A 12360-nucleotide genomic window follows, 5' to 3' on the forward strand; every position below is an offset into this window, starting at 1 on the left:
ATGGATTATTCTCGTCCTGCTAATGGTCATTCTAAACGGCTTATGTTAACAGCTGTTATTTTAAAACCAGGCATACGGCAAACTGGATCGAGCTGATTCGATACCAGGAGATTGACGTTTTGAGTCTCAGCCCAATGAAATGGAACGAAAACTGTATCCTTCCTAATAGCCGCCGTCAAATGGCTCCTAACCACAATACTGCCTCTTTTTGATTCAATCTTGATAAGCGTCTTGTTCCCAATGCCAAATCGTTTGGCAGTTTCAGGGTGTATTTCGGCAAAAGATTCAACATTCCTGGCTGCCAGTGAAGCACTCTTTCTTGTCTGAACTCCTGTCAAATAATGTGAAACGACTCTGCCTGTTGTAAGGTAAAGGGGATAATTCCTATTAGGTGTCTCTTTTTCTGCTTCTGCCCTGCTGGGTACAGGAATCATGACTGCTTTATGGTCTTTGTGGGCAAAACTGTTTTCAAAAAGCCTATCTGTTCCCGGATGGGCAGAATCAGGACAAGGCCACAGAACCCCATCTCCATTTTTAAGACGCTTATAGTCAATTCCGTAATAATCTGCAATACCGCCTCTGCTGGCTTCTCTCAGTTCATTGAAGATTTCTTCAGGACCTGAAAAAGAAAAATACTCTTCCTTCCCTAAAAATCTTGAAATCTCACAAAGTATTTGCCAATCATGTTTTACTAATCCTGTGCTGGGCATGGCACAGGGACGATGCATAACACGTCCTTCAAGATTCGTCATTGTTCCCTCATTCTCCAAATAAGAACTCACCGGCAAAATCAGATCTGCCAGCTCGGCAGTTTCAGAGATAAATAGATCAGCCGCAACAAGGAATTCGAGTTTTTCCAATGCGTTTTTAACAAACTCTGCATTGGGATTCGAAACAATTGGATTTGAGCCCATCAACAGCATTCCTCTTATTTCACCCCGGCCGATTTTCTCCATCATTTCATATGCAGAAACACCTTTGCCGGGCAAATCCGATTCGTCTATATTCCATACTCGTGCGAGATAGCGTCGGTGTTCCGGATTTTCAATGGAACGGTATCCTGGAAGCTGGTCTGCTTTCAGGCCATGCTCCCGTCCGCCCTGGCCATTTCCCTGGCCGGTGATTGCCCCATATCCGCAGCCGGCTTTGCCGATTTTTCCTGTAACTAATAGAATATTTATAAAATTCCTTACAGTTTGGTATCCATCCGTATGCTGTTCAACGCCCCTTGCTGTAAAAACCATCCCGGTTGCAGCTTTGCCAAACAGGATAGCCGCTTTTCTAATTTGGCTGGATGGCACTCCGGTCAATGCCTCAATGTCTTCCAGCTTAATCGTTTCAACAAAAGCCTTAAGCTCTGCAAAGCCGTTCGTTCTTTCGTAAATAAAAGAAAGATCAATCTCGTTTTCTGCAAGCAAAACTTGTAATATCCCGTTTGCCAATGCTGAATCAGTGCCTGGCCTCGGTTTTAAATGCAAATCAGCCATTTTCGCTGTCGCAGTTTCCCGCGGATCTATTACGATAATTAAGGATCCGTTTTCCTTTGCTTTTTCAAAATAAGGAAGAAGTGTTGGCTGGCATTCGGCTATATTCGTGCCGGCCAGTATAATGCATTTAGCCAGCGGAATATCATTCAGTCCATTCGTCATTCCCCGGTCCATGCCAAAAGCATGATTAGCAGCAGCCGCTGCTGAAGACATGCAGAACCTCCCATTATAATCAATATATTTCGTTTTTAATGCCACTCGAGCAAATTTGCCTAAAAGGTACGCTGTCTCATTCGTTAAGGATCCCCCTCCATACACGGATAAGGCATTGAATCCATGCATAGCTTGTATGCATTGGAATTTTTCCTTCATAATTCTCATCGCTTTATCCCAGGAAATCGGTTCGAACTTACCATTTACTTTAAGCAATGGATACTGCAGGCGGTCCGGATGCATGGCATGCTGGTGGGCATTCATCCCTTTAATGCATAAACGTCCATGTGATGCAGGATTCTCTTTTCCTAGAACCCGATATTTTTTCCTTGTTACGACGGACTGTTCAATCACCTGCTTTTTGCATTGCATACTGCAGAAAGGACATTGCGTATCATAAATTCTTTCTGACTGAACTTCCCGCTGCTTTGTTCGGAAATATTTTAATAAGAGTTCTGTCATAGTCCATTCCTTTCCGCCTTTTCTATTTAGTTTCATTGATAAAGACAGGATCGTGCAATCTACTTTGTCTGTCAGATGAATCATTTTCAAGTCGGCGAAGCAAGATGCTTCTCAGATCTAAGTCGAACACCACTTCTCGCAGATGAATAATCCCCATTCGTTCTGCCCATTCCTTTAAGGTCTCCCGGTATCTGGCAGATTCTCTGAAATACTGAACCAATGAGCATACCATTTCTTCCGTTTCTTTTACAGTTGAAGCAATAGCCAAAGGTTCACCCCTTAATTGGTTTCCTCCAGTCCCTCCGATATGGATTTCCCATTCCTCACCGTGCACCTTTATCCCGATATCATGACCGGCCATGCTATTTTTTCCATGAACGCAAGCCGCGATTCCAATCTCGAGCCTGTTTGGCAACAGCAAGTATTCCGTTTTTTTCTGAAGCTGTAAAGCCATATTCCTTGAGCAGTCTTTTATGCAGCTGCAGTCTTTGAAGCCAGCCAGCAGCAAAACACGAACGGCATTATCAAAGGGAATAGGGATTAATTTCGTATTTAGGGTCTCCCAAATGGCCGGCAGATTATCTTGTATGATCCCTTTTAATATGATCCGTCCATCATGGCTCAAAGTAATTTCAGGTATGCTGTATAGCTCGGCTGCTTCTCCTATCTTCCTTAATAGGCCGCCAGACACTTCATTTCCATATATTTGAGGGATTATGGTAAAGGTACCATCTTCCTCCTTAACAGCATTGTGTGTTTCTCCAAAGCAGACCGATTGCCCATCTCCTTCATAACCAGGAACAGCCATTCGAAGAATATAATGTAGAGCCGACACACAAAAGTGGCAGCCATTTTGATTACGCCATCCCAAAACAGCAAAGACTTCGTTTATGCTTACTAGCCCTCGAAGCTGAATTTCCTCTATTACTTCTTCTTCACTTAAATTTGTACAGGAACAGAATGCGCAGGGATCAATATCCTCATGGAAATCATCACTCTTTATATAGGAAAGCAGCTCTTCTAATAAAGGTTTGCAGCCACCACATGTACCCGAAGCCTTTGTGCATTTTTTCACTTCCTCAGCAGTTTCCAGCCCATTTGCTGAAACAGCTTCAATAATTGCTTTTTTTGTCACACTATTACAGCTGCATATGATACCGGTCTTAGCCATTGAGCTGATAGGGTATTCTTCCTGGAAGGAATTCAGCAAAAGCAGCTTTTCCTCATCTGAAACCTTCTGCTTTTTTTCCATCATGTCCATAAGCCTCACATGTCCATTTAGGTCCCCTACTAATAAAAATCCTGCAATTTTGTTATGTTTATACACTATTTTTTTATATGTTTTTTCATCCTCATCATAAAGTGTCATGGCTTGAGTAAAGCCTTTTTCAAAAATATTGCCTGCAGAAAATACATTTGTTCCTGATATTTTCAGCTTTGAAGATAGAATAGAACCCTGATATGGCGGTACATCCTTTTCACAAATATGTGCAGCGAGTATTTTGCCCTGCTCATACAGCGGTTTTACCAGCCCATAGATCACCCCTCTATGTTCAGCGCATTCCCCTACGGCATAAATAGCAGAGTTACTTGTCTGCATAAAATCATTGACAACAATTCCCCGGTTTGTTTTTAATCCAGATGATTTGGCTAGCTTACTATTTGGAATCACACCTGCAGCAATAATGACCAGATCTGCCACAAGTTCCAATCCATCAGTAAAAATAAGCTTTTCGACTCGTTCTCTTCCCTCAAAGTATCCCGTTTTCCTATTCAGCAAAAAGTTCATCCCTTGAGCTTCGAGTGAGTTTTGCAGGAGTTTTGCCGCTTTATCATCCAGCTGTTTATTCATAATTCTGTCAGCATTATGAACGACATGAACGTCCATACCCATTTGGATCAGGCCCTGAGCAGCTTCAAGCCCAAGCAAACCTCCCCCAATAACTGCAGCTTTTTTGCCCTTTTCTGACTCATTCATAATCCGCCTGCAATCTTCTATCGTACGGAACGTCAGGATTCCTTCTTTGCTGACTCCTGGCAGTGAGGGGACAAAAGGTGTTGATCCGGTCGCAATAATCATTTTGTCATATGAAACTATTCTTTTTTTGTTAGTGGTTATTGTTTTTCTGGCGGTGTCAATAACCAATACGGTTTCATTTGTAAAGACATTGAAGTGGTTTCTGGCGTACCAGTCTGATTGTCGAATGGTCAGCTGTTCGATTGAAGAATTCCCTTGCAGGACAGAGGACAATAAGATGCGATTATAATTAAGATACTTTTCACTTCCGAAAATCGAAATCGAAAATCTGTCCGGATCATTCTGAATGATTTCCTCCACACAGCGTACGCCTGCCATCCCGTTTCCAATGACAACTAGCTTTTCTTTAGCCATCATACTCCCTCCCCATGCTATTACCCGCCTTTCCTCATTTCATTTTTGTTATGTTAGATAATATCACATCAAAATAGTAATTAACATAACTTTTTGATTATTTTTAATATTCCTCTACTTTTGCCCTATCTTTTCCAATTGGCACCACCCCTTCTTATTACCCTGATTTACATTGGTATGAAAGCGTTTAATCCTGGTGATATCAAGAGGTTGGATTAATTATAGATCTTTTGTTATATGTTAGAAAACCTAACACAACAGTTACATTCAATTAAATTATATGAAATGATATTAAAATATTCAGGTAATTGAAGGGGGATTTTAATTGAAGTTAGCTGACATTTTTAAATTTAAAGATGAGCGAATGAAGATTTTGCATTTAACATGGATGGCCTTTTTTATTTCATTTTTCACCTGGTACAACATGGCACCTTTAGCCACGACGATGCTGAGTGAAATGAATTGGCTTACTGCCGAGCATATGGCCGCGCTAGGAATTTTGAATGTAGCCTTAACCATTCCGGCAAGAATTATTATTGGCAATCTTTTGGATCGGTTCGGACCTCGAATTATCTATTCCTCTTTATTAATTGTCATGTCCGTTCCTGCATTGGTTTTTGCGTTTGCAGATAACTGGCTGCAGCTCATGATTTCCCGCTTGGTTCTCGGCAGCATAGGAGCAAGCTTCGTTATTGGCATACGCATGGTTTCAGAGTGGTTCCCGCCAAAAGATGTAGGGTTTGCAGAAGGTATATATGGAGGATGGGGAAATTTCGGCTCAGCAGCAGCAGCGATGGTACTGCCCTTTATAGGACTTACGCTTTTCGGCGGAGAAAATGGCTGGAGATATGCCATAGCCCTGACAGGTGTCATATGTTTTGCTTATGGAATCTTCTATTATTGTGCAGTTAAGGATACTCCTGAGGGAAAGTCCCTTATTAAACCAAAAAAGTCGGGGGCAATGGAAGTCAGCACTTGGGGGGATATGTTCAGACTAATCTTGTGGTCGATTCCGCTTGGAGGTGCTCTGGCAATCAGTGCATGGAGGATTGAAAATCTGGGATTTATTGAGGAAAACACTTTATATATTGTCTGGAGCCTGATTGGCATAGCTTTCATCATACAGCTTTATAAGATATTGGAAGTGAACATCCCAATCCTGAAAGCAGGAGTGCCAGATGAAGATCAATATAATTTTAAAAATGTGGCAGCATTGAACAGTACATACTTTGCAAATTTTGGAGCAGAGCTCGCCATTGTATCCATGCTGCCCATGTTCTTTCAGCTGACCTTTTCCCTGACTCCATCGACAGCAGGATTAATCGCAGCTTCATTTGCTTTTATTAACCTAATCGCCCGGCCTCTTGGCGGGATCCTTTCAGATCGGATGGGAAATCGCAAACGGGTGATGCTTGTATATATGCTAGGAATCTCTGCTGGCCTTCTTGGAATGGGCTTTATCGATTCCAGCTGGCCCCTCCCTGCTGCTGTTCTCATGACCATTCTGACATCCATGTTCATACAGGGTGCAGAGGGAGCAACCTTTGCGGTTATACCAATGATAAAAAAACGGATAACTGGCCAGATAGCCGGAATGGCAGGCGCTTACGGCAATGTCGGCGCAACGATATACTTAACACTCTATACCTTTGTTTCACCGCAGACATTCTTTTTTATTCTTGCAGCTGGTGCTCTGATAAGCTTCTCCATGTGTGTGTTCTGGCTTGAAGAGCCAAGAAACTCGTTCAGCTCAGAATACTATTTATCCCAACAGGATCATCAGCATAACACATCTGCACAGGCCAAAGAAAGCATCCGCGAACAAAAGGCTTTATGAGGCCTACAGTCTATAAAAAAGGCTGCCTGGTGGACAATCCAGGCAGCCTTTACTAGTTATTCATTTGATGGCTTATCTGCTTCTGCAGTTTCTTCATTTACTTCGTTTTTCTTGTTTACTCCATTGTTTTCAGCTTTGTAATCGTATTTCGAACGGTCAACCGGTTCGAAGTTTTCCGGGGTGTAGAAGCGGAGAAGATCTCCGTTTACAACTTTATCAGATAGCGCCAATTTCTGCTCGGCACTTTCCTGAAGTTTTTTCGCTTCCTCAAACCGGCTTTCCTCCAGCAGTTCACCAGTTGTTGAGTCATAGAACTTGCCGTCAACAGATGAAATGGTAGGACTCATGAAATCTCCGTTACGGAACGGCACAAGGTCATCATGATTTTCTGATAATAAGTCAGTACCGAATTGCAGATACTGTTTAGTATCGATGCCAAGCAAGTGCATCAATGTCGGCATCAGGTCAATCTGTCCGCCAAATTCGTGATTTACTCCGCCTTCCATACCAGGTACGCGGATGAACAGAGGCACACGCTGCAGACCGGCACTATCGAACGCTGAAATTTCCTTGCCAAGCACTTGCTCCATAGCTTTATTATGATTCTTGGAAATACCATAATGGTCACCATACATGACAATTACTGAGTTCTCATACAGGCCGGAAGCTTTAAGCTGTTCAAAGAACTGTTTAAGCGCTTCGTCAGCATAACGGGCTGTCTGGAAGTAATTATCCACTGATTTGTCCCCAGTTGTATGAGGCTCAATTGTCGCCAGTTCCTGATCCATATGATACGGATAGTGATGAGATACGGTAATAAACTTAGAATAGAACGGCTGTTTTAGCGACTTCAGGTACGGCATGGATTGTTCAAAGAACGGTTTATCCATTAGACCGTAATCAGCCATGTTTTCAGGTTTTAAATCATAGTAATCTGCATCAAAAAAGTTGTCATATCCAAATGATTTATAAATTTCATTACGGTTCCAGAAGCTGCCTGAGTTACCGTGAAAGACTGCAGATGTATATCCTTTATCTTTCAGAATTGCAGGCGCAGCATTGTACGTATTCATGCCCTTAGTGGTAAAAGCAGAGCCCTGCGGCAATCCATATAGGGAATTTTCTAGGATAAACTCAGCATCTGCTGTTTTCCCTTGTGCAGTCTGATGGAAGAAGTTATCAAAATACGTTGTATTTTCTTCTTCAATCAGTGAGTTCAAGAATGGTGTTACTTCTTCACCGTGCAGTTCATAGTTCATTAAGAATGTCTGAATTGATTCCAGGTGAAGGTAGATCACATTCATGCCTTCCGCTTTTCCGAAGTACTTCGGATTCGGTTCAGCATAATTCGATTTCGTAAAGTTGATGACTTCGGTTGTATCACTGCTATCCGCCATAACTCTTTGCGCGGATGCCTTCGTGCTTTGTACTGCATCATAAATCGTATAATTGTACATACCTAAATACTTAACAATATAGTTGCGGTCAAAACCTCTTGTCAAAAGCTCCGGGCGGTCTGTTTCAGCCAATCCCAGGTTAGCAAAGGAAATGGCCAGAGAAGCATAAATTAAAGCTGCTGATCTGCGGCGCGTCATATCCTTTGTTTCAATTTTTACGGCTTTAAATACAAGCAAGCCGGCAAGCACGATGAAATCAAGGAAGAAAAAGATATCAGTCGGCTGTAATAATGAGCTGATGCTACCGCTGACGTCACCAAAATTCTGTGTCTGCGTCAAGGTCGGCAATGTAATAAAGTCATTAAAGAAACGATAGTACACTGCATTGGCAAACAGCAGGAACGATAGCAAGAAATACATAACCATCAAGGCGATATATTTTCTTCTGCCCTTAAAAAAGAATGCAATTCCTAAAAACAGCAATGAAGACCCAAGCGGGTTAATGAATAAAAGGAACTGCTGCAAGGCACTTTCAATGCCCAGGTTAAATTGTGTCATTTGAGTAATATACGTTTTCATCCAGAGCAGAACTACTGCTAAAAAGAAAAAGCCAATATATTTATTTAATATATCCTGACTTTTATGAAGTAAAGTATTCAAAATCATACACCTGCCTTCTAGCACATTATTTTAACATATTTCGCTAGTAATTTAAAAATCTAATGTTGGCAATCAGCCCAATTATTAGTTTACCTGATAAATATTAATAAACTATGAACATGCAAAAAAAGCACTGCACAAGAATATAACTATACTCGCATTTCACAAAATGTCAAGCATGTCCAGATAAAATGCTCTTTAATGACTATGGACAGAGGGTAAGCCCCGTTCACAGCCTTAGCTGGCTGTTGCACCTTAATTAAAGCTGCACGTCTATATAGACGAATGAAATGCAATTTGGTTTCACTTTTTATGTAAAAAACTTATAGATCTATAATTTTCAAGGAAGGATAAAAAACAGACAACAGCCTATATATATGATTCGTTTAAACAAATTATACATAAAAGCCAATTCATTTAAATGAATATAATGGAGGAAATTTATACACCTCTTAGACCGGTTATGACCTAAAACCATTCCTCTTTTTAAGTATTTTTAAACCTTTTTATTCATAACCACGAATACCCAGGTTGAGAGAGGATCCATAAAATCTGGCTATTCAAACCTCCCTTCGGTATGAATGGAAATAAAAAACAAACCGCACTTTTTAAAAAGTGCGGTTTTAGTTTACCATAATATTATTATGTTTCACTTCACCATACTGATTTAAATTCTCCGGATTTTCCTGTGTTACTTGCTGTAAGAATCTCAATATTTTTCGTTACCTTTGTAGTATACGAGAAATCCCCATAACAGTATGGATAGCGGAAATTATTCTTGTCGCCTCCGCAATTATAAACTTCCGGTTTTTTTTCGGCCTGTTTGAGAGAGAATTCTTTCGCAATTTCTTCACTATGTTTTCCTCCCTGTTCAGCAACAAAGTCTATATATCCGATTCCCATATTGTAAGCCTGGATAACGGAAGGGAAGTCCACCTTTTTTTGACTGCCATAATTTAATGCTTTCTGAAAATGTTTAACACCCTGCTTAATGCTTTGTTCCGGATCCTGAATGGAATTCGGGGGCAGTCCTGCGGATTCCGAAGCCTGCATCGGGTCTCCGCCCTTTCCTTTGCTTTCCTGCTGCATGATTGCGGCCAATACGAGAGTATATTCTTCAAGGTTAACTTCCTTCAATTCCTTCTGAAGGATCGGCGTATAATTCTGAACATCCCTTGAAACAGTATTAGGCAGTAAGGAAATCGCTGTTTCCTTAATATTAAGCTGCTTGAATTGATCAAATAGGACAAAAATCAGAACCAAAAAAAATAACAGGAATGCTACATTTGATCTGCGTTTTGTACGCTTTTTGCATTTTTTGCGTTTCATTGCTGCTCTCCCGGTTTCACTATTATTATTTCAGATTATCATTATAGCAGAAAATACTGATATTTTAATAGAAATAGCTCCTTTTAAGGGGGCCGGAAGAATCGTAAAGTTCCGGTTTTTATCGTCGGGGTATAAATTATATCATCCTGAATTTTGGCACATCCCAGCATTCAGTTTGTTCACAGTGCATTCTGCTATACATATCAAATGAATGCTAATAACCAAGCCTTTCTGTGTCCGATGATGACTTCTTTCTCTTCACAATAATTCCTGTCTCTTCCTCCAGCGCCTTTATTACTGCCGACATATCCTGGTCGCAGCGGCCTTGCTCAGCTGCTGTCTGGAATGCTTTTTCGGCCATCTGACCTGTAAATCTGCTTAGGCCAGCTTCCATTAAAAGCTGGTTGGCGAGCCGGACATCCTTATGGACATATTTCACTGCCCCTCCTGGTGTGAATTGGCGGTCGAATACATATTGTTCCATATGCCTGCGCAGGATTTTGCTGTCGCCATAGCTTGCCTTCAGGACTTTCAAGAGCAGTTCGGAGTCCAGTCCATAGGCAGATCCGGCTACCATTGCCTCTGATGCAGCCAGAGAGTGTACAGCAACAAGATACTGATTAATCAGCTTGGCAATGCTGCCTGAACCCGAAGGTCCCAGATATTCTATTGTGTCACCGAGCACCTTCAGTACCGGCTTAACTTTTTGAAAAGCCTCTTTCTCACCGCCTGCCATGATCGTTAATTTCCCGCTTTCAGCTCCTTCTGGACCGCCGCTAACCGGACAATCCAGATAACTGATCTTTTTAGCATAAGACATCTCAAAGATTGTTTTACTCGTGTCGGCCCCTACTGATGTAAAGTCAATGCATATCGTTCCGGGCTGAGCACTATGAATGATCCCCTCTTTACCTGTATAGACGTTCAGAACATCGTCTGGCATAGAAAGACATGTACACACAACTTGACTTTGATTGGCCAGGCAGCTGATCGTTTCCGAATATATGGCTCCCAGCTCAATAAGGGGCTGTGCTTTTTCAATTGTGCGATTATGAACCATGACGTGAAAGCCATTGTCCAGAAGACGCTTAACCATCCGCGAACCCATTACTCCTGTACCAATAAATCCAATCTTCATGGTGTCACCCCTTTCATCCAAGCAAAACTTCCTTCACTTCTGCCTTGTGGATTATATTCAAGACCAATCAAGCCTCGGTAGTGTTTGCTCAAATATTGAAGGATTTCGGTATAATTTATTTCGCCAGTCCCCGGCTGCTGTCTGCCCGGATGGTCAGCAATTTGCACATGCGAAACCATCTCAGCGTATTTTTGATACACGGAAAGAGAATGGCCATGAATTCTTTCGATATGGTAAAAGTCGAATTGAAGCTTCACATTAGGCAAACCAACACGCTGGATAATGCCGGCAGCCTGCTTGAGATCACTTAAGAAATAACCAGGCATGTCGAATGGATTGATAGGCTCAATTAATAAAGTAATCCCGTGCTTAGACATTGCAGTGCCCGCATAAAAGAGATTTTCAACAAACACTTCCCAATTATTATCCGGGTGTATCCCTGCCATGCAATGTATCTTTTTAACTCCAAGACCATTCGCATAACAGATTCCTCTTTCAACTGATTTTCTAAATTCCTTTATGCGCGACGGGTCTGCCGCCAGTCCCCTGTCACCATCTTCCCAATGACCTGCCGGCAGGTTTATTAAGACCATTGATAAATTATTATTCTCAAGCTCATTCCTGACTTCTTCTATTGTATATACATATGGAAACTGGCACTCCACATAAACAAAACCAGCTTCACGGGCTTTTTTGAACCGATCCAAAAAAGGAACTTCTGTAAAAACAGTTGATAGATTAACAGAGTAATTATTCATGACACCCTCCCTTAAAAAGGATTTTTGATTTACAAATTAATCTGCATAAGTTTTTTGCAAATCATAACCATTTGCAAAGTACTGTATCGTTTCAAGCTCATTGTCATTCAGTTCACGATTGACATAGGATTGATAGGCATTCTTCATTTCTTCCATCTGCCCTTCGAATTCTTTTGTAAGCTGTGCAGACTTCCGCATTAAGGCCGCTTCCTCCTGGTACTCTGACTTTGAGATGGCAGTCCCGTGGGATAAAATATATGTATCTGCATCAAACTGATCCAGTGCATCCATTAGCTGAAGTACGCGGTCTGCTGTGTAATTCCATTTACTTGCGTAAAGATTCGCGTATATCGCATCACCTAAAAATAATATTTTTTCTTCCTTTATATATACCACCACCGAATCTGAAGAATGGTCCCCGCCGACTTGCTGCAGCTGGCAAGTCACTCCGCCAAGATCTATTTCAAGCTTTTTCTCGAACGTAATATCTGGAAGTTTAATTTTAATGCTTCGATCTTTACCATACTCTTTTTTAATGGCGTTCGCGCAAAATTCTATTTCAGCCCCGCTCTCCACACGCTCATCCAATGCATCATCTGTCCATCGATAAGGGATTAGTTTTTCCATTTCCGCTTTGGTGAGGCACGAAGCTACAGATGGAATATCCAGTGCAGGCAGGCCGAAAAT

8 protein-coding genes are annotated in these 12360 nt (G+C 41.5%); 1 reads left to right on the top strand and 7 read right to left on the bottom strand.

Going from position 1 to position 12360, the window contains the following annotated elements; translation table 11 throughout:
• Positions 1-26 precede the first annotated feature (26 nt).
• Together ACEQ1T_RS23170 and nirB are read right to left on the bottom strand one after the other, a co-directional pair.
• Positions 27-2162: a molybdopterin oxidoreductase family protein gene (locus ACEQ1T_RS23170; protein ID WP_206836972.1), complete on the bottom strand. Its 2136-nt coding sequence runs from the start codon at positions 2160-2162 to the stop codon at positions 27-29.
• Positions 2163-2184: 22 nt separating this feature from the next.
• Positions 2185-4557 carry a nitrite reductase large subunit NirB gene (nirB, locus tag ACEQ1T_RS23175; protein WP_370224954.1) on the bottom strand — a complete coding sequence of 791 codons (2373 nt, stop codon included), beginning with the start codon at positions 4555-4557 and terminating at the stop codon, positions 2185-2187.
• 322 nt (positions 4558-4879) lie between these two features.
• On the opposite strand from nirB, the gene ACEQ1T_RS23180 reads away from it, so the two are divergent.
• Positions 4880-6391: a NarK family nitrate/nitrite MFS transporter gene (locus tag ACEQ1T_RS23180; RefSeq protein ID WP_206836969.1), complete on the top strand. Its 1512-nt coding sequence runs from the start codon at positions 4880-4882 to the stop codon at positions 6389-6391.
• 56 nt (positions 6392-6447) lie between these two features.
• Here the strand turns inward: ACEQ1T_RS23180 and ACEQ1T_RS23185 are convergent, their stop codons facing one another.
• The 5 genes from ACEQ1T_RS23185 to ACEQ1T_RS23205 form a co-directional block, all read right to left on the bottom strand.
• On the bottom strand, positions 6448-8454 hold the full coding sequence (locus ACEQ1T_RS23185) for an LTA synthase family protein (RefSeq protein WP_206836966.1): 2007 nt from the start codon (positions 8452-8454) through the stop codon (positions 6448-6450).
• A gap of 648 nt (positions 8455-9102) precedes the next feature.
• Positions 9103-9777, bottom strand: coding sequence for a lysozyme family protein (locus ACEQ1T_RS23190; protein ID WP_370224955.1), 675 nt, complete (start codon positions 9775-9777; stop codon positions 9103-9105).
• A 214-nt stretch (positions 9778-9991) separates the two neighbouring features.
• The gene (locus tag ACEQ1T_RS23195; RefSeq protein ID WP_206836960.1) at positions 9992-10915 is read right to left on the bottom strand and encodes an NAD(P)-dependent oxidoreductase; all 924 of its coding nucleotides are present in this window, start codon (positions 10913-10915) and stop codon (positions 9992-9994) included.
• Complete coding sequence (locus tag ACEQ1T_RS23200; RefSeq protein WP_370224956.1) at positions 10912-11673, bottom strand: hydroxypyruvate isomerase family protein; 762 nt, start codon at positions 11671-11673, stop codon at positions 10912-10914. Before ACEQ1T_RS23200 ends, ACEQ1T_RS23195 begins: the two co-directional genes overlap by 4 nt.
• A gap of 36 nt (positions 11674-11709) precedes the next feature.
• Positions 11710-12360, bottom strand: a 651-nt coding sequence (locus tag ACEQ1T_RS23205; RefSeq protein WP_370224957.1) for an MBL fold metallo-hydrolase, incomplete at its 5' end; no start/stop codon positions are given.

Source organism: Cytobacillus sp. (assembly GCF_964223445.1).
GTDB lineage: Bacteria > Bacillota > Bacilli > Bacillales > Cytobacillaceae > Cytobacillus.

Excerpts from the sequence above, each read along its gene's own strand:
- ACEQ1T_RS23170 (WP_206836972.1), bottom strand. The coding sequence starts at position 2,162 with ATGACAGAACTCTTATTAAAATATTTCCGAACAAAGCAGCGGGAAGTT.
- ACEQ1T_RS23190 (WP_370224955.1), bottom strand. The coding sequence starts at position 9,777 with ATGAAACGCAAAAAATGCAAAAAGCGTACAAAACGCAGATCAAATGTA.
- nirB (WP_370224954.1), bottom strand. The coding sequence starts at position 4,557 with ATGATGGCTAAAGAAAAGCTAGTTGTCATTGGAAACGGGATGGCAGGC.
- ACEQ1T_RS23195 (WP_206836960.1), bottom strand. The coding sequence starts at position 10,915 with ATGAAGATTGGATTTATTGGTACAGGAGTAATGGGTTCGCGGATGGTT.
- ACEQ1T_RS23200 (WP_370224956.1), bottom strand. The coding sequence starts at position 11,673 with ATGAATAATTACTCTGTTAATCTATCAACTGTTTTTACAGAAGTTCCT.
- ACEQ1T_RS23185 (WP_206836966.1), bottom strand. The coding sequence starts at position 8,454 with ATGATTTTGAATACTTTACTTCATAAAAGTCAGGATATATTAAATAAA.